Here is a 26783-nt window from a genome sequence, read left to right as displayed (position 1 = left end):
TGTTCATGGCGCAGGTGAAGGTGCGGGTGCGGCGCCGCGCAGCGTGCCGGCGACGGCGCCCTGGCGCTGGGCCTCGGCCGGCACCGGGGCATCGAATATCGGCCCCTGCGGATCGGCGGGCAAAGGCAGGTAGGCCGCCTCGATGCGAACAAAGCCGGCGCCCATTGGCGAGGCGGCGGGGCGGACCTTGAGCGGCAGGTCCGGGCTGATGATGCGGCCGACCGGGACGCCGGGCGGGTAAATGCCGCCTTCCCCCGAGGTCAGCAGTTCGTCGCCGGCCTGCAGCGGCACATCGGCGCCGGCACGGTCGCTGAGCAGCAGGATGGGGCTATTGTCGCCGCTGACCAGGGCGGATTCGCCGGTGCGGACAATGACCACCGGGACGCGGCTGGCGGGATCGGAGAGCAGCAGCAGCCGGGCACTGTGCCGGCCAACCTCGACGGTGCGGCCGATCAGCCCGTCGGCGCTGATCGCCGGTTGGCCGACGCGAACACCGTCCCGCGCGCCGGCGGCGATGATGGCGGTGCGGACCACCGAGCCGGGGGTGGCGCTGACGATCCGCGCGGTGATGATCAGCCGTCGCTGCGGCTCGGCCACAGGCTGGAAGCGTTTGAGCTGGCGCAGCGCCTGGCGGTCGGCGGCCGCAGCCTGAAGCGCGGCGCGGGCGGCGGCGAGTTCGGCTTCGAGCCGGCGGTTGCGGGAGACGGCGCCGAAATAGGCGCCGACTTCGTCACCCGCGCGGCCGATGCCGTCGACTGGCGCGCGGACCACCGACCAGATTGGCGCGACAATGTCCATCACCACGCTGCGGATGCGGGCGCTGCCTTCCGGGTTGACGCGGGCGATGAGCAGCATGACCAGACCGGTGGCGACCACGGCGCCCGAGACCAGCGCGCCGATGATCGCGAGATTCTGCTCGCGGCGCATGGCGCTCGACCGGCGGGGGGCTGGCGTCCAGTCCATCAGGGTCCTTCACTGGCCGGGTGCGGATCGGGAGGGCAGGGGGCACCGGCAAGGAACCCTTAGCAATATCCCGCATGTCGCCCAAGTCGTCATCCCGGCGCAGGCGTATTTGTTCGCAGGGGTCAGGCGGTGGTCAGCACGCCGCGATACATCGGGTCTTCGAGCGCGCGGCCGGTGCCGATGGCGACGCAGGTCAGCGGGTCCTCGGCGACAGTGACCGGCAGGCCGGTGGCCTCGCGCAGCACGGTATCGATGTCTTGCAGCAGCGCGCCGCCGCCGGTCAGCACGATGCCCTGGTCGACGATGTCGGCGGCGAGCTCGGGCTGGGTATTCTCCAGCGCAACGCGAACACCCTCGACGATGGTGGCAATCGGCTCGGCCAGCGCATCGGCGATCTGGCCCTGGTTGATCTGGATTTCCTTGGGCACGCCGTTCATCAGGTCGCGGCCCTTGATGTCGAGCGTCCGGCCGATACCGTCGGCGGGCGCCTTGGCGGTGCCGATTTCCTTCTTGATCCGCTCAGCGGTGGCCTCGCCGATCAGCAGATTATGGTTGCGCCGGACATAGGAGACGATCGCCTCGTCCATCTTGTCGCCGCCGACGCGGACGCTGGTGGTGTAGGCGAGGCCGCGCAGGGACAGCACCGCCGCTTCGGTGGTGCCGCCGCCGATATCGACGACCATCGAGCCGATCGGCTCGGTGACCGGCATGCCCGCGCCGATGGCGGCGGCCATCGGCTCCTCGATCAGATAGACCTGGCTGGCGCCGGCGTTGTTGGCGGCGTCGCGGATGGCGCGCTTCTCCACGCTCGTGCTGCCCGAGGGCACGCAGATGACGATCTCCGGGAAGCGGGGAAGGCGCGAGGTGTGCACCTTGGCGATGAAATATTTGATCATCTGCTCGGCGACATCGATGTCGGCGATGACACCGTCACGGAGCGGGCGGATGCACTCGACGTTGCCCGGCGTCTTGCCCATCATCACCTTGGCCTCGTTGCCCACCGCCTTGACCGTTCGGGTGCCGCGAATTGTCTCTATTGCCACCACCGAAGGCTCGTTGAGGACGATCCCGCGGCCGCGCACATAAACCAGCGTGTTGGCCGTGCCGAGATCGATCGCCATGTCCTGGCTGAGGAAGGAGAACATCCGGCTGAAGAGCGACATGAGAGCAAGGGACCAGTCAGAAACGCAGCGGGACGAGCGCTGCTGGGGGAGAATCAGGGCTGCCGGCCATTAGTCGCGCTTGGCCGCGCATTGCAAGGCGGCCGGGGGGCCGCGAACGCCGGCTGGTGCTGATTACAGGACGCGCGAAACGCGTTAGAAAGCCGAATGCCTGTGATCCGCCGCCTGCCCGACACGCTCATCAATCAGATCGCCGCCGGCGAGGTCGTCGAGCGGCCGGCAGCGGCGCTGAAGGAACTGGTCGAGAATGCGCTCGATGCCGGCAGCACGCGGATCGCCATCCGACTGGCCAATGGTGGGCTGGACCTGCTCGAGGTCAGCGACAATGGCTGCGGGATGGACCGTGACAGCCTGGCGCTTGCAGTGGAGCGTCATGCCACTTCGAAGCTGCCGGACGAGGATCTGTCGGCGATTGCCACCATGGGATTTCGCGGCGAGGCGCTGCCCTCGATCGCCTCGGTGTCGCGGCTGCGGCTGACCAGCCGGACGATCAACGGCGAGGGCTGGCATCTCGCCATCGACCATGGCCGGCTGGTCTCCAGCGGCCCGGCGGCGAGTCCGGCGGGAACCTGCGTGTGCATGGAGGGGCTGTTCGAGAAGGTGCCGGCGCGACAGAAATTTCTGCGCTCGCCGCGCTCGGAGCTCGCGGCATGCCTCGATGCGGTGCGACGACTTGCGATGGCGCGGCCCGATGTCGGCTTCGAGCTGGTGCATGATGGGCGGCGGCTGCTGGCGGTGGCGGCGGGGCCGGACGATGGGCCGGGGGCGACGCTGAGCCGGCTGTCGGCGTTGCTCGGCGCGGATTTTGTCGATTCCGCGGTGCCGGTGGAGCTGGCGCGCGAGGGCCTGTCGATGGGCGGGCTGGCGGCGATCGCCACCTTCAACCGCGGCGTCGCCGATCAGCAATATCTGTTCGTCAACCGGCGGCCGGTGAAGGACCGGGTGCTCGCCGGGGCCCTGCGCGGTGCCTATCGCGACCTGCTGGCGCGCGACCGGCATCCGGTGGCGGCCCTATTCCTCGAGGTGCCGGGCTGGTTTGTCGATGTGAACGTCCATCCGGCCAAGACCGAGGTGCGGTTCCGCGATCCGGCGCTGGTGCGCGGGCTGATCGTGTCGGGGTTGCGGCGGGCGCTCGATGGGGCCGGGCAGCGGCCGGCGGCGAACATCAGCGCGGCGGCGCTGGCGGCCTTTGCGGTGCCCGAGCCGATGGCTGCGCCCGGGGTGGCCGCCGCGCCGGTGCGGGAGATGGTGCGGGGGGCGGTGGGCGCCGATGTCTGGGCTGAGCCGCCGCGGCTGTTCACCCAGTTTCCGCCGGCCTTTGCCCCGGCCTCCCCAGCGCAGGTCTCCCCGGCGCCGGCACCGTCGGCGGCCGAGCATCCGCTGGGCGCGGCACGCGGACAGGTGGCCGGCACCTATATCGTCGCCGAGACCGCCGACGCGCTGATCCTGGTCGACCAGCATGCGGCGCATGAGCGGCTGACGCTCGAACGGATGAAGGCGGCGCTGGCGGCCGGGCCGGACGGCGGCCGCGTGGCGGCGCAGGCGCTACTGCTGCCCGAGACCGTCGAGCTCGACGAGCCGTCGGTGGCGCGGCTGCTGGCACGCGCCGAGGAACTGGCCGAGCTGGGGCTGGAGATCGAGGGTTTCGGGCCGTCGGCGGTGCTGGTCAGAGCGACGCCGGCGCTGCTGGGACGGACCGATGCGCGGGCCTTAGTAACAGACCTCGCCGCCGACCTCGCGCATTGGGGGGCGGCGCTGAGCCTGCGCGACCGGCTCGATGCGGTGGCGTCAACAATGGCCTGCCATGGCAGCGTGCGGGCCGGGCGGGCGCTGTCGGTCGCCGAGATGAACGCGCTGCTGCGGCAGATGGAGGCGACGCCGCACAGCGGCCAGTGCAACCATGGCCGGCCGACCTTCGTGCGGCTGGCGCTCAGCGATATCGAGAAATTATTCGGTCGTCGCTGATGCGAACGACTTGCATTAGCCTGGCAAATGAGCGATATCGATTCGCAACAGCGCGGCCCTCGCCGGTGCTGAGGAGGTGCCGCCGGTGATCGTCTGCGTCTGCAATGCCCTCAGGGAACGCCAGGTGCGCGACGCCGCGCGCCAGACCGGCCGGCCCTGCGCCGTCACCGTCTATGGCCAGCTCGGCTGCAAGGTGAAATGCGGGCAGTGCCTGAGCTATGCCCGGCAGGTGATGAATTCGGCGCTGGTTTCGGCCTGATTGAGAGCGTTTCGCTTTTGCATTTGCATTGATGAGGACAAGCATTCGCAAGTAATCACCCCGATCGCTGCTAACGCGAACGGCTTGCACAGAAAATCCCGATAAATCAGGGAAAAAGGCCAATTTGGCCCGCTGGCGGCGATTGACCGCCAGCGTCTTCATGCGTCATGAACGGGGCTGAGTAATGGGAGCCTGATCATGCGTGGTGACGCAAAAGTAATTGAATTTCTGAACGCGGTGCTCAAGGGCGAGCTGACGGCGGTCAACCAGTATTGGCTGCACTACCGGCTGCTCGACAACCTCGGCATCAAACGGCTGGCCGACTATGAGCGGCACGAGTCGATCGACGAGATGAAGCATGCCGACCGGCTGATGGAGCGGATCTTCTTCCTGAACGGCCTGCCCGGCATGCAGCAGCTCAACCGGCTGCGCATCGGCGAGAATGTCCCCGAGGTGCTGCAGGCCGATCTCGACCTCGAATATGAGGCGGTGGCGCTGCTCAAGGACGCGGTCGCGCATTGCGAGACGGTTCGCGATTATCCGAGCCGCGACCTGTTCGCCAGCATCCTCGCCTCCGAGGAAGAGCATATCGACTTCATCGAGACCCAGCAGACGATGATCGAGGGCATGGGGCTGGAGAATTACCTGCAGCTGCAGTCCAGGCCCGCCCAGGACTGAGCACCGATAGCAAAACGCCGGACAGCAAAACGCCGGGCGGGAGTGATCCCGCCCGGCGTTTTTGTGCCTGTCGCTAAGGTTCAGGCGGTGGCCGGAACCGCACCCTTGGTCGAGGCATAGAGCGCCCAGAGCTGGGCGATGTCCTGCATGCCGCCGGTCTCGCCGACGGAATCCAGGGCGGCTTTGCCCGCGGCAACCTTGCCTGCCTTGAGCGCAGCAATGCCCTTGAACAACCGGGCCTGGTCGACCCGGGTGCCGCCGGCGGCAATCGCCTTGTCGTAAGCGGCGATCGCCTTGTCATACTGGCCCATGCCCATATAGGCGCCACCGCCGCGGAACGCCGTGTTGGGTGAGGCGGCCATCTTCGGCGCCTCGGTGGTGGCCTGGGTGGCCATCTTCGCGGCCGCTTCGCCAAGATGCTTGTTCATGGCGTCGTCGGGAAGATTGGCCTTCGCCAGCGCGTTAGTGGCGACACCGGCCTGGCCGGCGACCAGCGCCAGCTTGGCGAATTCGGCATAATCCTCGGGACGGGTAAGGTTGCCGGTGGCCTGCATCAGATGGAACATCGCCAGCTTGGCTTCGGGCCGCATCGGGTTCTGGCGGAAGTTGGAGAGCAGCGCCCCCCAGCGCGCCGACGAGCCGTCGCTGCGCACCAGCCGTTCGGTGGTTTTCAGATAGCCCGCCTTGTCCCCGGACTTGAACTGCGCGCCCGCCAGGTTTTCGAGATAAATCGCCTTCGGCCCATTGGCCTTGATCAGGTTGTTGTAGGCGGTGACGGCGCCTTTGTTGTCGCCCTTGCGGAGCAGTGCCTGGGCGATGAGGATCTGCATCTGCTCGCCGCCGCCCTTGCGGGCCTCGGCGATCGCCCGGTCGTACTGGCCGGCGCGATAATAGAGCGGGGCGAGCTGGGACGGGCTGGCGCCGACCTGCTGCAAGGCGGTCGCGGCATCGGCGTAGCGGCCGGCCTGGGTGTAGACATAGGCGGCCATCTGCGCGGACTTCTGTTTTTCCTCGTCGGTGCGGGCAGCGGCGCGGGCCTGGTTGACCGCCTCGATGGCGGCGGCGCTGCGGCCGGCCTTGGCGGCCGACTGCGCGGCGTTGAGTGCCTTGCCGACGGCAGCGGACACGGCGGCGGCGGCCGGCATGGCCGGCAGCGCCATCATCAGCGGCAGGGCAAGAGCGGCGGCCATCAGGCGTGCGGTTGCGGTCTTGGTCTTCGGTCGGATCAGGTCAGTCATGGCATTCCCTTTTCGTTGGGGTGGCCCGGCTTGTGACCAAGGCCCCCGGTCGATAGCAACAGCATCTTCGGCATGGTGCCGGCGCGATGCGCACGTTGATGTGCATATCGTGCCAAATACCGAATGGCCCGGGGATGAACCGATCCCTGACGGAAACTGCAGGCGTCCACCCCCATGGCACAGCCTTGGCCACTTTAGCCAAAGTGTTCGCGGGTGCAACCGGGCTGGTGCATCGATCGGACTGGGGAGGGCAGACGGCCGCGCCAATTTGTTGCAAGAGCGGGACCGAAGGCTTAAGCGCCCGCAGCCACGCCGCAACGCCGGCGGGTCGAAAAATGGGGAGAACCGAGATTCGCGCCGTGATTTTTCCAGGCCAGGGCAGCCAGTCGGTCGGCATGGGCCGTGGCCTCGCCGAGGCCAGTCCGCACGCCCGCGCCGTGTTCGAGGAAGTCGATGATGCGTTGGGGCAAAAACTCTCCCGGCTGATGTGGGAAGGGCCCGAGGAGACGCTGACGCTGACCGCCAATGCCCAGCCGGCGATCATGGCGGTCGGAATCGCGGCGCTTCGCGTGCTCGAGGCCGAGGCGGGGGTGCTGCTGGCTGACAAGGCCGATTTCGTCGCTGGGCACAGCCTGGGCGAATATACGGCGCTGTGCGCCGCTCGGTCGCTGTCGCTCGCCGACACCGCAAGGCTGCTGCGGGTGCGCGGCGAGGCGATGCAGGCGGCGGTGCCGTTTGGCGAAGGCGCGATGGCGGCGCTGCTGGGGCTGGGCTTCGAGGATGTCGCGGCGATCGCGGCCGAGGCTTCGGTCGACGGCGAGGTCTGCGAGGCGGCCAATGACAATGCGCCCGGGCAGGTGGTGATTTCCGGCCACACCCCGGCGGTGGCGCGCGCGATGGCACTGGCGCGGACGCGCGGCGCGCGGCATTCGGTGCTGCTGCCGGTATCGGCGCCCTTCCATTGCAGCTTGATGCAGCCGGCGGCCGAGGCGATGGCGGCGGCACTGGCGACGGCGCGCTTTGCGCCGCTGGTGGTGCCGCTGGTGGCCAATGTCACTGCGGCGCCAGTGCAGGATCTCGACGAGATCCGCCGGCTGCTGGTGGCGCAGGTGACGGGTACCGTCCGCTGGCGGGAATCGGTGCTGTGGATGGCGGGCGCCGGTGTGGCGACGATGGTCGAGCTGGGCGGCAAGGTGCTCGGCCCGATGATCCGCCGCATCGCGCCCGATGTGAAGACGCTGACCGCCGCCGACATGGCCGGCATCGAGGCGCTGGTAAAAGAACTCTAGGACGTAAGGGAGCTGGGACCATGTTCGACTTGAGCGGCATGACGGCGCTGGTGACCGGGGCGACCGGGGGTCTGGGCCAGGCGATGGCGCGGGCGCTGGCCGGGCAGGGGGCACGGCTGGCGATCTCCGGCACCCGCGCCGAGGCGCTGGAAGCGCTGGCGGCCGAGCTGGGCGAGGGTACGGTAGTGCTGCCGGCCAACCTCGCCGATGCCGAGGCGGTGGAGGGGCTGGTGCCCGCTGCCGTGGCCGGCTTGGGTACGCTCGATATTCTCGTCAACAATGCCGGGATCACCCGGGACAATCTGGCGATGCGGATGAAGGACGAGGACTGGCAGTCGGTCATCCAGATCAACCTGGAGGCGGCGTTCCGCCTCGCCCGGGCGGCGGCGCGGCCGATGATGAAGGCGCGCTTCGGGCGGATCATCTCGATCACCTCGGTTGTCGGTGTCACCGGCAATCCGGGGCAGGCCAATTATGCGGCGGCCAAGGCCGGCCTGATCGGCATGTCCAAGGCGCTGGCGCAGGAACTGGCCAGCCGCAACATCACCGTCAACTGCCTGGCGCCCGGTTTCATCGCCTCGCCGATGACGGCGGGGCTGGGCGAGGCGCAGAAGGCGGCGCTGCTCGGGCGGATTCCGGCCGGTCGGCTGGGCGAGGGCAGCGATGTCGCGGCGGGCCTTGTCTATCTCGCCAGCCGCGAGGCCGGCTATGTCACCGGCCAGACGCTGCATGTGAATGGCGGCATGGCGATGCCCTGAGGGGGCAGCGACCCGGCGGGAGAGGGTGTTCGGCGCTTTTCCGCAGGCAGTGCCCTTGTCATGGCCAGCCGTCACCGCTAGTGCCAAAGGCTGATTTGAGCGTTAATCCTGATCCATAGTTCGCAAAGAGGGGTTCCCATGAGCGACGTCGCCGACCGTGTGAAGAAGATTGTCATCGAGCATCTCGGTGTCGAAGCCGACAAGGTGACCGAGGACGCCAGCTTCATTGATGACCTGGGTGCCGACAGCCTCGATACCGTCGAGCTGGTGATGGCATTCGAAGAAGAATTTGGTGTCGAGATTCCCGACGATGCCGCCGAGAAGATCCTGACCGTCAAGGATGCGATCGGCTTTATCGCCGAAAACCAGAAGGGCTGACATACCAGCCGCCCTGGCATCAGCCGGACCGGCTTGACGGCCCTTCGCGATGTCGTGGAGGGCCGTTGCTGTATCAGGCGATGCGACAGGCAATGGCCGCTGGTGGTTGAAAGGATTGGAGAACGATGCGTCGTGTGGTGATAACCGGACTGGGCATGGTGACGCCGCTCGGAGCCGATGTGGAGACCGTGTGGGCGAATATCCTCGCGTCGCGCTCTGGTGCCGGCCCGATCACGCGCTTCGATGCGACCGACTATGCCTGCCGCATTGCCTGCGAGGTCAAGCGCGGCGATGGCTCGGGTGACACGTTCAATGCCGATACGCGCGTCGACTACAAGGTGCAGCGCCAGGTCGATCCGTTCATCGTCTATGGGATCGATGCCGCCGGGCAGGCCCTCGAGGATGCCGGACTGACCGGGATGACCGATGAGGAACGGCTGCGCGCCGGCTGCTCGATCGGCGCCGGGATCGGCGGGCTGCCGGGAATCGAATCGGAATCGATCGTGCTCCACACCAAGGGCCCCCGCCGGGTATCGCCGCATTTCGTCCATGGCCGGCTGATCAATCTGATCTCGGGCCAGGTCTCGATCAAATACGGCCTGATGGGGCCGAACCATGCGGTGGTAACCGCCTGTTCGACCGGCGCGCATGCGATCGGCGATGCGGCGCGGATGATCGCGCTCGACGATGCCGATGTGATGCTGGCCGGCGGCTCGGAAGGGGCGATCTGCCCGCTCGGCATCGCCGGCTTCTCGCAAGCCAAGGCGCTGAGCACCGCCTTCAATGACGATCCGACGCGCGCCAGCCGTCCCTATGACAAGGCCCGCGACGGCTTTGTGATGGGCGAGGGCGCCGGTGTCGTCTGCCTCGAGGAATATGAGCATGCCAAGGCGCGCGGGGCGAAAATCTATGCTGAGGTGATCGGCTATGGCCTGTCCGGCGATGCCTATCATGTCACCGCGCCGCATCCGGAGGGCTCGGGCGCCTTCCGCTCGATGGAGATGGCGCTGAAGCGCGCCGGCCTGTCGCCGCACGACATCGACTATATCAACGCGCACGGCACCTCGACGCCGATGGGCGACGAGCTGGAGCTGGGCGCGGTGCGCCGGCTGTTCGGCTCGGCGATCGAAACGCTGTCGATGTCCTCGACCAAGTCCGCAACCGGGCATCTGCTTGGCGGCGCTGGGGCGGTGGAATCGATCTTCTGCATCCTGGCGATGCGGGACCAGATCGCGCCGCCGACGCTCAACCTCGACGATCCTTCGGACGCCTGTGCCGGCGTCGACCTGGTGCCGCATGTGGCCAAACAGCGCTCCATCCGCGCCGTGCTCAACAACAGCTTCGGCTTTGGTGGCACCAATGCCACGCTGATCATGCGCGGCGTCTGAGCCCGGTTGCCGGTGCCCAGCCAGCGCGTCTTCCGGCTGGTCCTGGCCTTTTGCGCGCTGCTGGTGGTGATCAGCGTGCCGGCGCTGCTGGCGCCCTGGTTCGGCTGGGGCAGCACGCCGGGCGAAGAGGTCGAGCTGGTGGTGCCGCGCGGCGCCAGCCTGGCGGCGGTGGCCGACGATCTGCATGATGCCGGGCTGATCGAGAGCCCACGCCATTTCAGGGGGCTGGCACGGCTGTTGGGCACTGAGCGCCCGGTGCAGGCCGGGCGCTACCGGTTGCAGGCGGGGCTGCCCTGGCATGACTATCTGGAGGCGCTGCAGCAGGGGCGCGTCATTCGCCAGACGCTGACGATCCCGGAAGGCACGCCTTCGGTGCTGGTCGCCGAGAGACTGATGGCGATGCCGGGGCTTGTCGGCCCGGTGGCGGCGCCGGCGGAGGGATCGGTATTGCCGCAGACCTATGATTATGGTGACGGCGAAACCCGTGCCGCCGTGCTGGCGCGCATGCAGGCGGCGATGACGGCGACGCTCGACGAGCTGTGGCCGCGCCGCACGCCTCAGGCGGCAGTGAAGAACCGCGAGGAGGCGGTGACGCTGGCCTCCATCGTCGAAAAGGAAACCGGCAAGGCGGCCGAGCGGCGGACCATTGCCGGCGTCTATTCGAACCGGCTCCGGCTCGGCATGAAGCTCGATGCCGACCCGACGGTCATTTATCCGATTACCAAGGGCAAGCCGCTCGGCCGGCGCATCCGCCGCTCCGAGCTCGATGCCGATACCGGCTATAACACCTATGTCCGTGCGGGGCTTCCCGAGGGACCGATCGCCAATCCGGGCCGGGCCTCGATCGAGGCCGTGCTCGATCCGGCGCCGACCGAGGCCCTGTACTTCGTCGCCGATGGCAGCGGCGGCCATGTCTTTGCCAACACGCTGGCCGAGCATAATGCCAATGTGCAGCACTGGTATGCGGTGCGCCGCAGCCGAGGCGAGATGTGACGCCGATGCGCAATCCTTTCCGGCGCGGGCCGGCCGTGGTGCGCGGCAGCAGCCGTGGCCGGTCAGGCCAGAAGCGTGGCCGGATCGGGCTGGCGGGCGTACTGGTCCGGCTGCTGGCGGCGGTGGCGCTGGCCTGGGGCGGCGGGTTGGTGTGGTTCGGGCTGACATTACCGGCGCCGGCGCCGTTGGCGGCCACTACCGACTCGGTGGTGGTGCTGACCGGCGGGCGCGGCCGGTTGGCGCGCGGGCTGGCCGTGCTGGAGGCCGGCAGCGCCCGGCGGATGCTGATTTCCGGCGTGGCGCCGACGACGACGCGGGCGCAACTGGCCGAGGCGGCGCAGGTGCCGGTGTCGCGGCTGTCCACCACCGATCTCGGCTACGGCGCCGTCGATACGCGGTCAAACGCCGAGGAAACGGCCGGCTGGATCAAGCGCGGCAACCATCGCTCGCTGCGCCTGGTCACCTCGGCCGGGCACATGCGGCGGGCCCGGCTGGAGCTGGCGCGGGTGCTGCCGGCGGGGATCGAGGTGGTGCCCGATGCGGTGCCGCACGAGACCGGGGCGCCGGGGATTCCTTGGGAATACACGAAATTCCTGTGGCGGCGGCTGGCGATCCTCGCCGGCGCCGAATAACGCTTATGGCCTTGCTGCGCACATTGCTGTTCCTGCTGGTCTTCTATGCCGGCACGGTGCCGATCGTGCTCGGCACTTTGCTGTTCAGCCTGTTTGCTGAAGGCGCGCGGTTCATCATCCCGCATCTGTGGGGGCGATGGTTTCTGTTGTGCACACGGGTAATCCTCGGCATACGGCTGCGCATCGAGGGGGCGCTGCCGCGCGAGCCGGCGCTGATCGCCATCAAGCACCAGTCGGCCTATGAAACGATCGCGCTGCTGGCGCTGTTCGACCGGCCGGCGACGGTGATGAAGGCCGAGCTGCAGAAGATCCCGTTCTGGGGTTGGGCAGCGGCGCGACAGGGGGCGATCTTCGTCGATCGCCAGGGCTCGGCGAGCTCGCTGCGAGCGATGATGCGAGCGGCGCAGGCAGCGGTGGCAGCGCGCCGGCCGATCGTGATCTTTCCCGAAGGCACGCGGGTGCCGCCGGGGCAGACGCCGCCGCTCGCTGCTGGCTTTGCCGGGCTGTACAAGATCAGCCGGCTTCCAGTGATCCCGATTGCGCTCGATTCGGGGCGGGTGTGGACGCGCGATTTCGTCAAGCGGCCGGGGGTCGTCACCATGCGTATCCATGACAGCATCGAACCCGGCCTGCCGCGCGACGCCATCGAGGCGCGCGTGCATGCCGCTATCAACAATCTCGAGGGCTGACGATGCGGCGCATTCCGCTGTGGTTGACACTGGTGCCGCTGGTGGCGGCGGTGGGGCTTTATGCGCTGCTGTGGCGGGGCTGGGCCGAGGATTTCCGGACCGAGCTGGTGCGCTGGCTGCCGGGGGACAGCCTGTCGGTCACCGGCTTTCCCTATCGGCTCGAAGTCGAGGTCGAGACGCCGCGGCTGGAGGGGGACGGCACGGTGGCGCTGGTGGCCGAGGCCGCCCGCGCCCGCATCAACCGTGGCCCCTGGCAGCCGGACCTGACGGTGATCGGCGCGGAGGCACCGCGCTTCACCGCCCGCGTCGGCCCGGGGATCAGCGCACGGATCGAGGGCAGCACGGCGCTGACCAGCGTCAACTGGGGCGAGGGGCGGCTGCGGCGGCTGTCGTCGGTGGTGCAGGCGGCGCGGGTGCGGCTGGGCACGCTGGCGCTGCCGATCAGCGCCGATACACTGGAACTGCATCTGCGCGAGCGGGACGGCGAGGCGGTGCCCGATACTTCGCCGGTGCAGGCGGCGCGCGGCCAGCTGGTGCTGTCCGGCACCAGGCTACGGCTGGGGCAGGGGGATGCGCTGACGATGGCGGCGGAGATCCTGGCCACCGGCGCGGCGCGACTCGATGATTATGACCGCTGGGCGGCGGGCGGCACGCTGGAGCTGACCAAGCTGACGCTGGCCGATGCACACGGCGAGGTGGCGCGGGTCAATGCCACGCTGGCGCCGGAGGGGCGGGACCGGCTGCGGGTGGCGGGCACCGTCGTCACCGCCTGTCCGCTGCGGCTCGCCGGATCGGCGGCGCCTGAATATCGGCTGCGGGTGCCGGTGCGGCTGGCGTTCTCCGGCACGCTCGATGCGATCGTGATGACGGCGCCGGCGGACCTGGCCGGGCGGCCGCGCCGGACCAAGGAGCCGGCGTGCCCGAGGATCTCAGGCTAGGGCAGCGGCGACCAGGCTGAGGCTGCCGAGGCCGAGGCTGAGCGGCATCCGCAGCCCGAGCCACCAGGGCGGGGCCAGCCGCAGCATCTCCAGCCGCTGGTCCACCAGCAACGCCAGGACCAGCGCGACCCCGGTGATGACCAGCCCGGTCCCGACGGTCGCTTCGCCGAGCGCGATCAGCACGAGCGGTGCGAAGGCGATCAGCGAGGGCATCACCGCCGCCACCCACAGCCAGCGCGGCGGGCGGCCGGCGGCGGCGCCAAGGCCCCACCAGAGGCCGCCGAGGAAGCTGAGGATCAGCGCCGCATAGCCATGGCCGATCGACAGCGCGGCAACGCGGATGCCCGGCGGCAGACCGGCCAGCAGCGCCGCCACTACGCCGGCCAGCGGTAGCAGCCCGGCCATGCCGAGCGCGCGCGCCCATCCGTTGATCTGCCTGTTCATGGCTTCCCCGATGCCCGCGCGCGCCATCGCCCTCAAGCCGCGTATCGCCGCAGCACCGGCATTTTGGGCTGGCCAGCCGGGGGGCGGCGGGTGCATTCTCACGTGCATGACCAGACCCTTGCACCCCGAGACCCTCGCCCTTCATGCCGGCTGGCGCGCCGATCCGTCGACCGGATCGGTGGCCGTGCCGATCCACCAGACCACCAGCTACCAGTTCCACGATGCCGGCCATGCGCGGCGGCTGTTCGCGCTGGAGGAGCTGGGCAATATCTACACACGGATCATGAACCCCACCGTCGATGTGCTGGAGAGACGGCTGGCGGCGCTGGAAGGCGGGGTGGCGGCGCTGGCGGTGGCGTCCGGGCAGGCGGCATCTGCCATGGCCGTGCAGAATCTGGCGCGGGCCGGGGATAATATCGTGGCGTCGACCGACCTGTATGGCGGCACCTGGAACCTGTTCGCCAATACGCTGAAGGACCAGGGGCTTGAGGTGCGCTTCGTTGATCCGGAGGACCCGCAGGCCTTTGCGCGGGCGACCGACGAGCGGACCCGCGCCTATTATGCCGAGACGCTACCCAACCCGAAGCTGCGGGTCTTCCCGATCCGCGAGGTCGCCGAAATCGGCCGTCCGCTCGGTATCCCGCTGATCATGGACAATACCGCAGCGCCGTTGATCGCCCGCCCGTTCGATCACGGCGCCGCCATCACGCTCTACAGCACGACCAAATATATCGGCGGGCACGGCACTTCGATCGGCGGCATCCTGATCGATTCGGGCACTTTCGACTGGCAGGCACATGCCGCCCGCCAGCCGCTGATGCACCTGCCCGATCCGAGCTACCATGGCGCGGTCTGGTCCGATGTGGGGGCGGCGATGGGCGGCATCGGCTATATCCTGCGCGCCCGGGTGGTGATGCTGCGCGATCTCGGCGCGGCGATGAGCCCGATGAACGCGTTCCAGTTCATCCAGGGGGTAGAGACGCTGCCGCTGCGCATGGCGCGGCACTGCGAGAATGCTGCCGCTGTGGCCGCCTGGTTGGGCGGCCGGGCGGATGTTACCCGCGTCATCTACCCCGGTGTGCAGACCGGGGAGGAACAGCGTCGCCGCGATGCGGTGCTGATCGGTGGCCATGGCGGGCTGCTGGGGTTCGAGCTGGCGGGCGGGCGCGCGGCGGGCGAGCGGTTCATCGATGCGCTCGAACTTTTGTACCATGTCGCCAATATCGGTGATGCGCGCAGCCTCGCCATCCATCCGGCCAGCACCACCCACAGCCAGCTGACGGCCGAGGAGCGCGCGCAGGCCGGGGTTACCGACGGCTATGTGCGGCTGTCGATCGGGCTGGAGCATATCGACGACATCATCGCCGATATCGAACAGGCGCTGGACCGCGCCGGATGAGCGTGTCGCGGCGACTGATGCTGCTGGCCGGGCTGGCACTGGCAGCGCCCGCCTTTGGCGCCGGTTCGGTGTGGACCGGGGAGGACAGCACGGCGGCGGGCGGGATGGACGTCGTCTCCTATTTTGGCGGCACGCCGGTCGCCGGCGATCCGGCGCATGCGGCCGAGCATCAGGGCGCGCGCTTCCTGTTCGCGACGGCGGCAAATCTCGCGGCTTTCACGGCGACGCCGGGGCGCTATCTGCCGCAATATGGCGGCCATTGCGCCTGGGCCGCCGCAGAAGGCCGCCGCGCCGGTGGCAATCCGCAGGTGTGGCGGATAGTGGACGGCAAGCTCTATTTCAATTGCAGCAAGGAGGCCGAGGCGAAGTGGCTGGCCGACCTGGCTGGTAACATCGCCAAGGCGGATGAATGGTGGGCGTGGGAAGCATCGGGTGAGGCCAAATTCTAAGGCCTGTGCTGCCGATGGCTACACCACATGGGACGCGCCAGTCGCCACGACGCTAACGGACCGGCGTAAGTATGTTCCACGTCTGTCTCGAGCAAACACACCGGCTTGATTGCCAGTTCACGAAAATCATGAAAAACCGGGGTATATTCCGAATATAGCGATTTGATGCCGACCCCTTATGGTCGATCGGCAGTCATGACGCTTGATATTAATATCGCTACACTTGCGTTGATTATGCCCGATATATTTTTGGGTGTAACAGGTATTTGTTGAGAGCATTTATGTTTGGCTAAAGTGAATTGGCATGAATTGTCATGCCGGTCGGCCAGCCACCGAATGGCTGAACATGTGTCGCGTTCAAAGGATGTATTATGCGTATGAGTACATTGAAAATGACGAGTGCTTTTGCCTTTGCAATAGCGTGCTTTTCGGCAGCGCCTGTTGCAGCCGCTACCTTTCTGTTTGATTTGAGCGGCGCCCGCAATGCCACATTCACCATCGAAGGCGATCCGGTTGTTCCTGACAGCATCAACAGCCAGCCATTGCTTGGCGGAAGTCAGATCTTTTTCAACAACGTCAATGGTATATTTAACGGCGTTTCGGGAACCGGAAATATCAACTTCGGTACAGGAAATATTATTGCTGCATTGAATATCAGCGCTCCGGGCCTGGGGTTCACGCAATATGGTGGTACCGATCTTTTCTCGTTCGTGGACGGCCAGCCCGTCTTCAATCTGGGAACGTTCAATTTTTCCGGATTCATCGGTCAGAGCACGTTGACCATTTCTGAGGTGCCCGGCACCGGCGCCGTGCCGGAGCCCGAGACATGGCTGATGATGCTCATGGGCTTTGGTCTCGTTGGCGGAATTCTTCGCTCGACCAAGGGTCGTGAGCGTCTGAGCCTCACCGCCAGCTGATATCGAATACGCTACGCGACCGCCGATCTGCATCCGGGATGCAGGTCGGCGTTTTCGTGCTGGCTGTCCGGGCCAAATACGCCGAGCACAAAGCGGCTTTGCCGATGCCACGGGATCACTCTGCACCTTTATGAGCGACGCGGTTTTGCTCCAAGCCACCATACGGCCAGTGCCAGCGTGCCGGCAGCGGTAACGGCGAGTGCTGCCAGTCCCAGCAATTGCCACGGAACGTCCATCGCCAGCGCCACCGCGACGAACAGCAGGGCAGGGGCGAGAAAGCCGACAAGGGCGAGTCCCAGTGCGCGCATCAGCTGTCGTCCCCCGTTCCGTGGGGGCGGCCCCCATGAGATCGACCGAAATCCTCGTTCGCCGTATCCTGGCCTTCGTCGATGATCGAGCGGCGGATGGCGCGGGTGCGGGTGAACAAGGCTTCCAGCGTTTCGCCATCGCCCCAGCGGATGGCGCGCTGGAGGGCGACCAGGTCTTCGGTGAAGCGGCCGAGCAACTCCAGCACCGCTTCGCGGTTGTTGAGGAAGACATCGCGCCACATGACGGGGTCGGAGGCAGCGATGCGGGTGAAGTCCCGGAAACCGCCGGCCGAATATTTGATGACTTCGGATCGGGTGATGGTCTCGAGGTCCGAGGCGGTGCCGACGATCGAATAGGCGATCAGATGGGGCAGGTGGCTGGTGACGGCGAGCACCCGGTCGTGGTGGGCGGCGTCCATCATCTCGACGCGGGCTCCCAGCCGCTCCCAGAAGGCGGCGACCTGCTGGGCGGCGGGGCTGGCCGGGTCGGCGGGAGTGAGGATGCACCAGCGACCCTCGAACAGCGTGGCAAAGCCGGCATCCGGTCCGGAGCGCTCGGTGCCGGCGACCGGGTGGCCGGGCACGATGGCGACATGATCGGGCATGGTCTCGGTCAGCGCCTTGAGCACGCTTTCCTTGACCGAGCCGACGTCGGAGATCACCGAGCCCGTTGCCATGTCGCCGGCGATCTCGGCGGCGACGGCGGCGATGGCGCCGACCGGCACGGCAAGGATCACCAGCTCGGCATCGATGACGGCGGTGGCGGCATTGTCGGTCACGTCTTCAGCGAGTTGCAGCTCGCGAACCCGGGCGCAGACTTCGGGCGAACGGTCCGAGACGGTGAGGTGGACGGTCGGCATCCGCGCCGCGATGGCGCGGGCGAGCGACGAGCCGATCAGCCCCATGCCGATGATGGCGACGCGCTGGAACGGCAGCATCAGCCGGCAGCCAGGATGTCGGCGAGCGCGCTGGCGGCGGCGCGGGTCTCGGCCTCGGTGCCGATCGAGATGCGGAGGCAGCGCGGCATGGCCTGCACCGCCAGGTAGCGGGTGATGATGCCGGCGGCGAGCAAGCCCTCGTTGAGCGCCGCGGCGGTGAACGGGCCGGTCTCGGCGCATTCGAGCAGCAGGAAATTGGCCGCCGGCGGCAGCACGCGAATGCCGGCATTGTGGCGGCGGTTCAGCGTCTCGATCTCGTCCTGCAGCCAGCGGCGCCATTGCAGCGTGTGGGCACGCACCCGTTCAATATACAGCTGGTCGGCGACGGCGGCGACGGCGGCGGCCTGGCCGGTGGTCGGCACGTTGAACGGCGCCCGCACCCGGTGCAGCGCGGCGATGACCGGGGCAGCGGCATAGCCCCAGCCGATCCGCTGCGCCGCCAGCCCGTAGATCTTCGAAAAGGTGCGGATGGCGAAGACGTTGGGGTAACGGTCGGCCAGTGCCAACCCGTCCTCATAATCGCCCTCGGCGAACTCGGCATAGGCGCAATCGAGGACGAACAGCACATGGCCGGGCAGCGCCGCGTGCAGGCGGCGCACCTCGCTGGCCGGGATGATCGTGCCGGTCGGGTTATTGGGGTTGGCAAGGTAGACGACGCGCGTTCGCGGCGTGACCAGCGCCAGCAGCGCGTCGACATCGGCGACATAATCCCGGTCCGGCGCCACCACCACATCGGCGCCGACGCGCCGCGCCGCCAGTTCATAGACGGCGAAGCCATGGCGCACATGGATGACCTCGTCGCCCGGGCCGGCAAAGGCGCTGGCGGCGAGGTGGATCAGCTCGTCCGAGCCGGTACCGGCGACGATCCGCGCCGGATCGAGGCCGTGCAGCGCGGCAAGGGCCTCGCGCAGGCCGGTCGAGGCCGGGTCGGGATAGCGGTGGCCATCGGCAAGGGCGGCCTGCATCGCGGCAATGGCCTGGGGGCTCGGGCCGAAGGGGTTTTCGTTGGAGGCCAGCCGGGCGACGACGGGCCGGCCGTCGATCCTGGCCTTGCCGGGCACATAGGCGTGCATCGCCGCAATCCACGGCTTCATCTGCGGGGCATCGGGGGCGAGCGTGTCCATCGTCGTGCTCTAGGCGCAAATGCCACGGCGGGAAAGACGGCCGCGTGCCGCGCCCGCGATGGGCCGGACCCGCGTGATTATGATGACATTTGATGATGAACGGCCTATCGCCGGGCGCGATGTCTGTTGCTGTGTCCCTCGACCAACGCTTCGGGCCGGATCGCAAGGTCAGGCTGCCCGAGCCGCTGGTGCTGGCCTCGGGCCAGGTGCTGGCGGGGCTCGAGATCGGCTATGAAACCTATGGCACGCTCAACCCGGCCGCCGACAATGCCATCCTGATCTGCCATGCGCTGACCGGGGACCAATATGTCGCCAGCCTCAACCCGCGCACCGGCAAGCCCGGCTGGTGGCACCGGCTGATAGGCCCCGGGCTGCCAATCGACCCCGCCCGGCATTTCATCATCTGTGCCAATGTGCTCGGCGGTTGCGCCGGCAGCAGCGGCCCGGCCAGTCTCGATCCCGTCACCGGCCAGCGCTTCGCCATGCGCTTTCCGGTCATCACGATCGCCGACATGGTGGCGGCGCAGACGCGGCTTCTCGACCATCTCGGCATCGCCCGGCTTGCCGCTGTCGTCGGCGGCTCGATGGGCGGCATGCAGGCGCTGGCCTGGGCGGCGCATCACCCGGACCGGACCCGCGCCGTCGTCGCCATCGCCGCGGCAGCGCGGCATTCGGCGCAGAACATCGCCTTTCACGAGGTCGGGCGGCAGGCGATCATGGCCGATCCGAAATGGCTGGGCGGCGAATATCCGGCCGATCAGCCGCCCGCCGCCGGGCTGGCCGTGGCACGGATGGCGGCCCACATCACCTATCTGTCCGAGGAAGGGCTGACCAGCCGCTTCGGTCGCCGGCTTCAGGACCGCGCCGCGCTGGGCTTCGGCTTCGATGCCGATTTCCAGGTGGAGAGCTATCTACGTCACCAGGGGCTGCGGTTCGTCGAACGATTCGATGCCAATTCCTATCTCTACATCACCCGCGCCATGGACTATTTTGACCTTGCCGAGCCCCACGACGGGGTGCTGGCCGAGGCATTCCGCGGCGCCGGGCGCGCCGGCACCCGCTTTGTCCTGATCAGCTTCACTTCGGACTGGCTCTACCCGACGCCGGAGAGCAAGCGGATCGTCCGGGCGCTGCACGCCGCCGGGGCGCCGGCCAGCTTCATCGAGCTGGAGAGCCCGTTCGGCCATGACGCCTTCCTGCTCGAGGCGCCCGAGATGAACCGGATCATCCAGGGCTTCCTGGCCGCCCATGGCTGAGCTGCGCCCCGCCCTCGCCGCCGTGGCCGATGCCGTGCCGCGCGGCAGCCGGGTGCTCGATATCGGCTGCGGCGACGGCGCGCTGCTCGCCCATCTGCGCGGCGAGCGCGGTGTCGACGGTCATGGCATCGATGTATCGGCCGGCAATGTTGCCACCGCCGTCGCCCGGGGCCTGTCGGTGGTCCAGGGCGATGCGGACATCGACCTGGCCGACTACCCCGATGCCGCCTTCGACGTCGCCATCCTCTCCGACACACTCCAGGCGATGAAGCGCCCGGCGCACATCCTCGACGAACTGCTGCGGATCGCCTCGGCGGCGATCGTCAGCTTCCCCAATTTCGGCCATTGGCGAGCCCGCGCCGCGCTCGGCTTCGGCGGGCGGATGCCGGTAACCAGTACGCTGCCGGTCAGCTGGCACGAGACCGCCAATATCCACTTCTGCACGATCGACGACTTCCGCGCGCTGGTCGCCGAGCGCGGTTACCGGATCACCAGCGCCGCCTTCCTCGCCGGCGGCGAGCCCCGCTCGGCGACGCTGGCCAATCTGCTGGCCGAGCAGGCGGTGTTCGTGCTGGCGCGGTAGGTGCTGCCTCCGGCGGCCGCACTAACGCCTCCGGCGGCTGGGGCCTGAGGCCCCAGACCCCCCAAATGGGCATGCCCCGGGCCTGATTCTGCTTTCGCGACGCCCCTATCGGGGGTCTGGGGCCTCAGGCCCCAGCCGCCGGAGGCCCCTTTTCTTGCACACAGCCCATCCGGCGCATCGCTGGCGCGGCCTCGGTCGCCGGTTCGGCGAGGCCGACCATGGCCGGGCGCAGGCCGTCGCGCTTGCCGAGCAGGGCGACGCAGGTGCGGTCGGGGAGAGACGCCATCCGCCAGTCGAGGATTTCGAACATGCAGTCTTCAAGGAGTGGTTCGACGAGGGTGCGGGTCCAGCCGCGACGCCGCCAGGGCCAGCCGCTGCGGCACGGCAGCAGCAGCAGTGCCAGTCCGGCAGGGGCAAGGACGCGCCACAGCTCGCGCAGCTCGCCGCGCGGGGCGGGGAGGCTGGTGGCAACCAGCGCCCGGTCGAAAATTGCTTCGGCGAAGGGCAGGCGGCAGGGGTCGGCGACGACGCTGCCGGGGCGCGGCGTGGCGGCGACATGAGCGAGCCGCTCGCAGCGCGCCGGGTCGGGCGGCGCGATGCCGGGGGGCAGGATGCCGTGGACGAGCAGCCGTATTTGCTGTCCGCCTGCCAGCAGCCTGTCGAGCGGCGGCAGGACGGCTGTCATGGGATGGCTCAGCGCTCGACGGTGAGCGCGATACCCATGCCGCCGCCGATGCAGAGCGTGGCGAGGCCCTTTTTCGCATCCCGGCGCACCATTTCGTGGAGCAGGGTGGTAAGGATGCGGGCGCCCGAGGCGCCTATCGGATGACCGATGGCAATGGCGCCGCCATTGACGTTGAGCTTGTCCGGATCAAAGCCGAGTTCCTGGCCGACGGCGAGCGCTTGGGCGGCGAACGCCTCGTTGGCCTCGATAAGGTCGAGGTCGGCGATGGTCCAGCCGGCCTTTTCCAGCGCCTTGCGGCTGGCCGGGACCGGGCCTATGCCCATGATCGACGGGTCGACGCCGGCCGAGGCGAAGCTGGCGATGCGGGCGATGATGGGGGCACCGCGCCGGTTGGCTTCGGCCTCGCTCATGATGACGATGGCGGCGGCGCCGTCGTTAAGGCCCGAGGCGTTGGCAGCGGTAACCGAGCCGTCCTTTTTGAACGCCGGCTTGAGGCCGCTGATGCCGTCGATGGTGACGCCATCTCGGATATATTCGTCAGTGTCGACGATGGTGTCGCCCTTGCGGCCCGAGATGGTGACGCTGGCGATCTCGCCGGCGAAGCGGCCTTCGGCGCGGGCGGCGCTGGCCTTGTTCTGCGAGGCAACGGCAAAGGCATCCTGGGCTTCGCGGCTGATCTGGTACTGGGTGGCGAGATTCTCCGCGGTGATGCCCATGTGATAGCCGTTAAAGGCATCCCAGAGCCCGTCCTTGATCATCGTGTCGACAAGCTCGAGGGCGCCCATCTTGGTGCCGCCGCGCAGTGCCTGGGCGTGCTGGGAGAGGCTCATGCTCTCCTGCCCGCCGGCGACGATGATTTTTGCGTCGCCGGACTGGATCGCCTGGCTGGCGAGGCCGACGGCGCGCAGCCCGGAGCCGCAGACCTGGTTGACGCCCCAGGCCGGGGTTTCCTTGGCGATGCCGGCGGCAATGGCGGCCTGTCGGGCCGGGTTCTGGCCCTGGCCGGCGGTAAGCACCTGGCCGAGGATGACCTCGTCCACCTCGTCGGCATTGACGCCGGCATCGGCGAGGGCAGCGAGGATGGCGGCCTTGCCGAGCATGTGCGCGGGAACGCTTCCGAGGCTGCCGAGGAAGCTGCCAACCGGGGTCCGCCGTGCTGCCGTGATTACCGTACCAGTCATGAGTCTGCTCCAGGGGATCGAGTCGAAAACCGTCTCCTCCCTAGGCTGATTGTGCGCGGCTTTCCACCGTTGGCGTGGTCAGCGGGCGAGCAGCCAGTCAGTGAGAGGCCGGTAAAGCCGGTCGGCGGCGTTGCGTCCGACGATCATGCCGACATGGCCGGCGGCGATTTCCAGCCGGGTGCCCGGACCGCTGGTGCTGAGCGCGGCGGCGGCGGGGACGATCCGGTCCTGCATCGCGACCACGTCCAGGATGGGCATGGTGAGGCCTTCGCCGGCTATGTTGTTGCAGACCTGCCAGGCGCCGCGGCCGGGGGCGTCGTCGGCGAAAAAACCGGCCATGTCCCCCGCCGCGGCGAGACTGAGCGGCGGGCCGGAGTTGGACCAGTCCTCGAGCGCGGCGAAGGCCTCCAGCCTGGCCTCGTCGGCATTGGCGAGGCGCGCATATTTTGCGATCAGCGCCGCCTCGTCGAGACTCCAGAAGGCCGGCTGCAGCAGGTCCATGGGCAAGCCACCGAATAGATCGGCGAGCGGGGCGGCGGCGGCCCACCATTCGGCGAGCCGTTGCCGGGCCTTGGCGCTATAGCCGGTGAAGTGCCAAGGCGTGGCGAGCAAAGCCAGCCGGCTGACGGGCGCGCAGGATGCCAGCGCCACCGCCAGCGTTCCGCCAAGGCAATAGCCGAGCACCGGTAACGGTGCGCCGAGGCTGCCCAGCAGCGGCAGCAGGCGCTTTTCAACCAGGCCGGTAAGGCCGAGGCGCTCGGGGGCGGGGCCCCAGTCGACCAGCAGCGGCCGCAGCCCGGCGGCGGCGAGGGCAGCCAGCAGCGACTGGCCTGGGGCGAGATCGAGCACGGTCGGCGGGTTGATCAGCGACGGGATTACCAGCACCGGCTGGCCAAGGCCGTTTCCATAGTCTCTCAACGTCACCACGCCCTCGGCGGCGATGATGGGCCGTTCGGGGCGTGGGGGTGCCGGGGGCATCGACTGGTAGCGGGCGAGGCCGGAGAGCACTTCGGCCATGCCAGCAGGATTTTCGGCGCGATGCCGGGTCATAATCGCCAGAAAAAGCGGCAATGGATGCGGTCCACGGCCTCTTTTCGGCTGATTCTTGCCAATTCGTTGCAGCGCAACGAACGACTGTGCTAGGCTTTGTTGATAATCTGGATCAGGAAGTTCGATGGCCAAATCCCCCACTTCTGCCGATACTGCGCAAGGCAGTGCCAGCGACCCGGTGATCATCAAGAAATACGCCAACCGGCGGCTCTATAACACCGAAACCTCGAGCTATATCACGCTCGATCATATCGCACAGATGACGCGCGAGGGCCGGCACTTTCAGGTGTTCGATGCCCGCAGCGGTGATGACATCACCCATTCGGTGCTGACCCAGATCGTGATGGAAGAGGAAACGGGCGGCAAGACGATGCTGCCGGTGGCATTTCTGCGCCAGATCATCTCGATGTACGGCGATTCGATGCAGTCGATGGTGCCGCATTATCTTGAAGCCTCGATGGCGGCCTTTGCCGAGAACCAGAGCAAGTTCCGCGATGCGGCGCTGAAGCCGTTCGAGCAACTGGCTCGGCAGAACATGGCGTTGTTCGAGGCCGCGACGGCGATGTTGACCGGCGGTAAACCTGCCTGGACCGGCGTCGGGGCGGCGCCAGCGCGGGCGGCCGGCTCCGAGACGTCGGCGGCCGAGACTGAGCTGGCCAAGGTGAAGGCCGAGCTGGCGGCGCTCCAGTCCCGACTCGACGGTCTCGCCAAGAGCTGACCGATTGGCGGCCTGCCGCAACGGCCCGCTGACAGCCCTTGATCGTCCTGCCCGCCGTCGCTATGAGCCCGACCGGGGAGCCGCCTCTGGATCAGCAGAGTCGGCAGCGGACCGGCCCATCTCGGACGGTTCGCGATGGCGGGAGTGGAGCAGGATGAACGTGACTGCACCAATGCGGGATGGCCAATCTCCGGAACCCGGCGACGAGATGATCGTCGACGGGGTGGCGACGAGCATTCCGCACGATTACCGGCCCGGTGCCGACGAACCTTTCATGAATCCACGCCAGCTCGCCTATTTTCGCCGCAAGCTGATCGAGTGGAAGGAATCGATCCTTCGTGAAGCGTCGATGACGCTCCAGACGCTCAAGGCAGAGCCGCTGCGCGAGCCGGACGTCAACGACCGGGCCTCGTCGGAAACCGACTGGGGCATCGAGCTGCGGACACGGGACCGCCAGCGCAAGGTGATCAGCAAGATCGACGCGGCGCTGCGGCGGATCGAGACCGGCGACTATGGCTATTGCGAAGTCACCGGCGAGCCGATCTCGCTGCAGCGGCTGGAGGCGCGCCCGATCGCCACGATGACGCTCGAAGCGCAGGAGCGCCACGAACGCGACGAAAAGATCACCCGCGACGAATAAGCCGATTCGCGATTAGTGCTGCGCGGTGATGGCTTCCTTCAGTTTCAGTTTTTCACGCTTCAACTGGGTGAGGCGGTGCTGATCGGGGCTGGGCCGGCGGGTTTCTTCGGCGAGGCTGGCATCGAGCCTGGCGTGGCGGGCACTCAGCGTGTCGATATGAGCATTGGGCATTGGCTACTCCCTTGTCGGGCAGCACCGGCAGGCCGGGCGCTGCACGTTCCCGGGCCGGTGTCGGGCCGAGGAACAGTCAGTCAATCATGAAAGCCGCAGCCCGCCAACCCGTTTTATGGGCAGGCCGGTTGGCAGGTGCGATCGGCGGGACCGGCGCTTCGTCGATTGCGCCTGTGCCGGTGCAGGGATAAGGCTTTCTTAAGCGGCATGGCGGGAGGCGGGCTTGGACGAGGCCGAGATCAAGGCACGAATCGAGATCCTGCGGCGCGATCATCTTGATCTCGACACGGCCATCCATGCGCTGCGGCTGCTGCCGACAGTAGACATGATCCAGTTGCAGCGCTTCAAGAAGCGCAAGCTCAGGCTGCGCGACGAGATTTCGATGCTGGAGGACATGCTGCTGCCGGACATCATCGCCTGAGCCGCGGATTGCGACGCTGTACCGCAATGCTAGAATAGGGGTGTGTTGCAGGAGGCTGTCGGGTGTTTGGGAGAAGTTTGACGCTGCTGGGCGTTATGCTGCTGCCCGGGTGCATGACGGCGGCGCCCTCGGCCACGGTTGTGGCCGGCCCGGCGTCGACCAGCATGGTCTCGATCATCGGCAGCAGCCGGGCGCGGGCCTGCTACGACGCGGCCAAGGCGCGGCAGCCGGACCATGCGGCCCTGCAGGCGTGCAACCGGGCGCTCGACGGCGAGGCCCTGACGCCTGCCGAGCAGGCCGCCACCTTCGTCAACCGTGGCATCATCCATATGCAGATGCGCGCGCTGGCACCGGCGATTGCCGATTTCGATGCGGCGATCGCCGTGCGACCGGGGACCGCCGAGGCCTGGGTCAACAAGGGCATTGCGCTGATTCGCAGTGGTGATGATGCGGCGGGCGCCAGCCTGCTCACCCGGGGGCTGGAACTGGGGCCGGAGAATCCGGCTGCCGCTCACTACAGCCGGGCCTATGCCTATGAGGGGATGGGGCGGCTGCGCGAGGCCTATGAGGATTATGGCCGCGCGGCGGCGCTGGCGCCGGACTGGCCGGAGCCGGGCGAGCAGCTGCGGCGGTTCAAGGTGGTGCGGGTTCGCACTGCCGGCGCCTGACCGGCGCCGGCAGCGCAGGCTTTATTCGGCCGCGATCCGCGTCGGCAGATCGGCCGCCACCAGAGCGGTGGCGCTGTCTTCGATAGACACCTTGCGCGGCTTCTTGTGCTCGGGAATTTCCCGAACCAGCGCGATGTTGAGCAGGCCGTTCTCATAGGAGGCACCGGTCACCTTGATGGTGTCGGCAAGCTGGAAACGCCGCTCGAATGCCCGCTTGGCGATGCCGCGATGGAGCAGCACCCGCTCCTGGCTTTCGGCCTCGGGCTGGGCCTGGCCGATGACGATCAGCGTGTTTTCCTGCACGGTCAGCTCAAGCTCGTCGCGGGTGAAACCGGCGACGGCCATCTGGATGCGATATTCACCGTCACCCAGTTTTTCGATGTTATAAGGGGGGTAGGCGCTGTCGGCGCCATCGACGCGGCTGGCGAATTCGACCAAACGGTTGAGGTTCTCGAAGCCGATCGACGAGCGAAGCAGCGGAG

General features: G+C 67.9%; 32 protein-coding genes. 20 read left to right on the top strand and 12 right to left on the bottom strand.

Annotated elements, in window-relative coordinates:
- Window positions 1-3: 3 nt before the first annotated feature.
- Window positions 4-963, bottom strand: a complete 960-nt coding sequence (gene mreC, locus ACTIFJ_RS01665) for a rod shape-determining protein MreC (protein ID WP_439532340.1) — start codon at window positions 961-963, stop codon at window positions 4-6.
- Window positions 964-1085: 122 nt separating this feature from the next.
- A complete protein-coding gene (locus tag ACTIFJ_RS01660) occupies window positions 1086-2126 on the bottom strand; it encodes a rod shape-determining protein (protein ID WP_439532339.1) in 1041 nt (346 codons plus the stop codon).
- Between the two features lie 165 nt (window positions 2127-2291).
- Here ACTIFJ_RS01660 and mutL point away from each other — a divergent pair, with 165 nt between their 5' ends.
- From mutL to bfr, 3 genes are all read left to right on the top strand, one after another.
- On the top strand, window positions 2292-4109 hold the full coding sequence (gene mutL / locus ACTIFJ_RS01655) for a DNA mismatch repair endonuclease MutL (RefSeq protein WP_439532338.1): 1818 nt from the start codon (window positions 2292-2294) through the stop codon (window positions 4107-4109).
- Between the two features lie 76 nt (window positions 4110-4185).
- On the top strand, window positions 4186-4368 hold the full coding sequence (locus ACTIFJ_RS01650) for a (2Fe-2S)-binding protein (protein WP_439532337.1): 183 nt from the start codon (window positions 4186-4188) through the stop codon (window positions 4366-4368).
- Window positions 4369-4566: 198 nt separating this feature from the next.
- A complete protein-coding gene (bfr, locus tag ACTIFJ_RS01645) occupies window positions 4567-5046 on the top strand; it encodes a bacterioferritin (RefSeq protein ID WP_439532336.1) in 480 nt (159 codons plus the stop codon).
- Window positions 5047-5126: 80 nt separating this feature from the next.
- On the opposite strand, the gene ACTIFJ_RS01640 is transcribed toward bfr, so the two are convergent.
- Window positions 5127-6284 (bottom strand): tetratricopeptide repeat protein, encoded by a 1158-nt coding sequence (locus ACTIFJ_RS01640; protein ID WP_439532335.1) that lies wholly within the window; start codon window positions 6282-6284, stop codon window positions 5127-5129.
- Between the two features lie 350 nt (window positions 6285-6634).
- Here ACTIFJ_RS01640 and fabD point away from each other — a divergent pair, with 350 nt between their 5' ends.
- From fabD to ACTIFJ_RS01600, 8 genes are all read left to right on the top strand, one after another.
- On the top strand, window positions 6635-7573 hold the full coding sequence (gene fabD / locus ACTIFJ_RS01635) for an ACP S-malonyltransferase (protein WP_439532367.1): 939 nt from the start codon (window positions 6635-6637) through the stop codon (window positions 7571-7573).
- A 20-nt stretch (window positions 7574-7593) separates the two neighbouring features.
- Window positions 7594-8331 (top strand): 3-oxoacyl-[acyl-carrier-protein] reductase, encoded by a 738-nt coding sequence (gene fabG, locus ACTIFJ_RS01630; protein ID WP_439532334.1) that lies wholly within the window; start codon window positions 7594-7596, stop codon window positions 8329-8331.
- Window positions 8332-8469: 138 nt separating this feature from the next.
- Window positions 8470-8709 (top strand): acyl carrier protein, encoded by a 240-nt coding sequence (locus ACTIFJ_RS01625; protein WP_439532333.1) that lies wholly within the window; start codon window positions 8470-8472, stop codon window positions 8707-8709.
- Between the two features lie 125 nt (window positions 8710-8834).
- On the top strand, window positions 8835-10097 hold the full coding sequence (fabF, locus tag ACTIFJ_RS01620) for a beta-ketoacyl-ACP synthase II (protein WP_439532332.1): 1263 nt from the start codon (window positions 8835-8837) through the stop codon (window positions 10095-10097).
- 12 nt (window positions 10098-10109) lie between these two features.
- Window positions 10110-11090 carry an endolytic transglycosylase MltG gene (gene mltG / locus ACTIFJ_RS01615; RefSeq protein WP_439532366.1) on the top strand — a complete coding sequence of 327 codons (981 nt, stop codon included), beginning with the start codon at window positions 10110-10112 and terminating at the stop codon, window positions 11088-11090.
- A gap of 5 nt (window positions 11091-11095) precedes the next feature.
- Window positions 11096-11722, top strand: a complete 627-nt coding sequence (locus tag ACTIFJ_RS01610; RefSeq protein ID WP_439532331.1) for a YdcF family protein — start codon at window positions 11096-11098, stop codon at window positions 11720-11722.
- A 5-nt stretch (window positions 11723-11727) separates the two neighbouring features.
- Window positions 11728-12411, top strand: a complete 684-nt coding sequence (locus ACTIFJ_RS01605) for a lysophospholipid acyltransferase family protein (RefSeq protein ID WP_439532330.1) — start codon at window positions 11728-11730, stop codon at window positions 12409-12411.
- Between the two features lie 2 nt (window positions 12412-12413).
- Window positions 12414-13349: a DUF2125 domain-containing protein gene (locus ACTIFJ_RS01600; protein ID WP_439532329.1), complete on the top strand. Its 936-nt coding sequence runs from the start codon at window positions 12414-12416 to the stop codon at window positions 13347-13349.
- Here ACTIFJ_RS01600 and ACTIFJ_RS01595 read toward each other — a convergent pair.
- A complete protein-coding gene (locus ACTIFJ_RS01595; protein ID WP_439532328.1) occupies window positions 13341-13793 on the bottom strand; it encodes a DUF3429 domain-containing protein in 453 nt (150 codons plus the stop codon). The two genes, ACTIFJ_RS01600 and ACTIFJ_RS01595, sit on opposite strands and share 9 nt — an antisense overlap.
- Before the next feature lie 106 nt (window positions 13794-13899).
- Here ACTIFJ_RS01595 and ACTIFJ_RS01590 point away from each other — a divergent pair, with 106 nt between their 5' ends.
- From ACTIFJ_RS01590 to ACTIFJ_RS01580, 3 genes are all read left to right on the top strand, one after another.
- The gene (locus tag ACTIFJ_RS01590) at window positions 13900-15192 is read left to right on the top strand and encodes an O-acetylhomoserine aminocarboxypropyltransferase/cysteine synthase family protein (RefSeq protein WP_439532327.1); all 1293 of its coding nucleotides are present in this window, start codon (window positions 13900-13902) and stop codon (window positions 15190-15192) included.
- Window positions 15189-15641 carry a YHS domain-containing (seleno)protein gene (locus ACTIFJ_RS01585; protein ID WP_439532326.1) on the top strand — a complete coding sequence of 151 codons (453 nt, stop codon included), beginning with the start codon at window positions 15189-15191 and terminating at the stop codon, window positions 15639-15641. Before ACTIFJ_RS01590 ends, ACTIFJ_RS01585 begins: the two co-directional genes overlap by 4 nt.
- A 371-nt stretch (window positions 15642-16012) precedes the next feature.
- Window positions 16013-16558 (top strand): PEPxxWA-CTERM sorting domain-containing protein, encoded by a 546-nt coding sequence (locus ACTIFJ_RS01580; RefSeq protein ID WP_439532325.1) that lies wholly within the window; start codon window positions 16013-16015, stop codon window positions 16556-16558.
- 128 nt (window positions 16559-16686) lie between these two features.
- On the opposite strand, the gene ACTIFJ_RS01575 is transcribed toward ACTIFJ_RS01580, so the two are convergent.
- Genes ACTIFJ_RS01575 through hisC form a run of 3 tightly spaced genes read right to left on the bottom strand, consistent with a single transcriptional unit; the run spans window position 16687 to window position 18928 of the window.
- Window positions 16687-16866, bottom strand: coding sequence for a hypothetical protein (locus ACTIFJ_RS01575; RefSeq protein ID WP_439532324.1), 180 nt, complete (start codon window positions 16864-16866; stop codon window positions 16687-16689).
- On the bottom strand, window positions 16866-17804 hold the full coding sequence (locus tag ACTIFJ_RS01570; RefSeq protein WP_439532323.1) for a prephenate/arogenate dehydrogenase family protein: 939 nt from the start codon (window positions 17802-17804) through the stop codon (window positions 16866-16868). The genes ACTIFJ_RS01575 and ACTIFJ_RS01570 overlap by 1 nt, the downstream gene beginning before the upstream one ends.
- Window positions 17804-18928, bottom strand: coding sequence for a histidinol-phosphate transaminase (gene hisC, locus ACTIFJ_RS01565; protein WP_439532322.1), 1125 nt, complete (start codon window positions 18926-18928; stop codon window positions 17804-17806). Before hisC ends, ACTIFJ_RS01570 begins: the two co-directional genes overlap by 1 nt.
- Before the next feature lie 119 nt (window positions 18929-19047).
- Here hisC and metX point away from each other — a divergent pair, with 119 nt between their 5' ends.
- Both metX and metW read left to right on the top strand, forming a co-directional pair.
- The gene (metX, locus tag ACTIFJ_RS01560) at window positions 19048-20184 is read left to right on the top strand and encodes a homoserine O-acetyltransferase MetX (RefSeq protein ID WP_439532321.1); all 1137 of its coding nucleotides are present in this window, start codon (window positions 19048-19050) and stop codon (window positions 20182-20184) included.
- On the top strand, window positions 20177-20767 hold the full coding sequence (gene metW / locus ACTIFJ_RS01555; RefSeq protein ID WP_439532320.1) for a methionine biosynthesis protein MetW: 591 nt from the start codon (window positions 20177-20179) through the stop codon (window positions 20765-20767). Before metX ends, metW begins: the two co-directional genes overlap by 8 nt.
- 124 nt (window positions 20768-20891) lie before the next feature.
- Here the strand turns inward: metW and ACTIFJ_RS01550 are convergent, their stop codons facing one another.
- From ACTIFJ_RS01550 to ACTIFJ_RS01540, 3 genes are all read right to left on the bottom strand, one after another.
- The gene (locus ACTIFJ_RS01550) at window positions 20892-21452 is read right to left on the bottom strand and encodes a hypothetical protein (RefSeq protein ID WP_439532319.1); all 561 of its coding nucleotides are present in this window, start codon (window positions 21450-21452) and stop codon (window positions 20892-20894) included.
- 8 nt (window positions 21453-21460) lie between these two features.
- Window positions 21461-22633 carry an acetyl-CoA C-acetyltransferase gene (locus ACTIFJ_RS01545; RefSeq protein ID WP_439532318.1) on the bottom strand — a complete coding sequence of 391 codons (1173 nt, stop codon included), beginning with the start codon at window positions 22631-22633 and terminating at the stop codon, window positions 21461-21463.
- Between the two features lie 78 nt (window positions 22634-22711).
- Window positions 22712-23650 carry an alpha/beta hydrolase gene (locus tag ACTIFJ_RS01540; RefSeq protein WP_439532317.1) on the bottom strand — a complete coding sequence of 313 codons (939 nt, stop codon included), beginning with the start codon at window positions 23648-23650 and terminating at the stop codon, window positions 22712-22714.
- Window positions 23651-23807: 157 nt separating this feature from the next.
- On the opposite strand from ACTIFJ_RS01540, the gene phaR reads away from it, so the two are divergent.
- A complete protein-coding gene (gene phaR, locus ACTIFJ_RS01535) occupies window positions 23808-24401 on the top strand; it encodes a polyhydroxyalkanoate synthesis repressor PhaR (protein ID WP_439532316.1) in 594 nt (197 codons plus the stop codon).
- 208 nt (window positions 24402-24609) lie between these two features.
- Window positions 24610-25041, top strand: coding sequence for an RNA polymerase-binding protein DksA (gene dksA, locus ACTIFJ_RS01530; RefSeq protein ID WP_439532365.1), 432 nt, complete (start codon window positions 24610-24612; stop codon window positions 25039-25041).
- Window positions 25042-25053: 12 nt separating this feature from the next.
- Here dksA and ACTIFJ_RS01525 read toward each other — a convergent pair whose 3' ends face one another.
- Window positions 25054-25212 carry a YdcH family protein gene (locus tag ACTIFJ_RS01525; protein WP_439532315.1) on the bottom strand — a complete coding sequence of 53 codons (159 nt, stop codon included), beginning with the start codon at window positions 25210-25212 and terminating at the stop codon, window positions 25054-25056.
- A 223-nt stretch (window positions 25213-25435) separates the two neighbouring features.
- On the opposite strand from ACTIFJ_RS01525, the gene ACTIFJ_RS01520 reads away from it, so the two are divergent.
- Both ACTIFJ_RS01520 and ACTIFJ_RS01515 read left to right on the top strand, forming a co-directional pair.
- Window positions 25436-25633: a YdcH family protein gene (locus ACTIFJ_RS01520; protein ID WP_439532314.1), complete on the top strand. Its 198-nt coding sequence runs from the start codon at window positions 25436-25438 to the stop codon at window positions 25631-25633.
- A 113-nt stretch (window positions 25634-25746) separates the two neighbouring features.
- Complete coding sequence (locus ACTIFJ_RS01515) at window positions 25747-26301, top strand: tetratricopeptide repeat protein (RefSeq protein WP_439532313.1); 555 nt, start codon at window positions 25747-25749, stop codon at window positions 26299-26301.
- A 21-nt stretch (window positions 26302-26322) separates the two neighbouring features.
- Here the strand turns inward: ACTIFJ_RS01515 and ACTIFJ_RS01510 are convergent.
- Window positions 26323-26783 (bottom strand): Hsp20 family protein (locus ACTIFJ_RS01510; protein ID WP_439532312.1); only part of this gene is annotated, 461 nt, incomplete at its 5' end.

Origin of the sequence: Polymorphobacter sp. (assembly GCF_051860865.1) — a bacterium.
Taxonomy (GTDB): domain Bacteria; phylum Pseudomonadota; class Alphaproteobacteria; order Sphingomonadales; family Sphingomonadaceae; genus Sandarakinorhabdus.
Note: the sequence above shows the minus strand (reverse complement) of the source record. Positions and strands in the feature narration are given on the sequence as shown.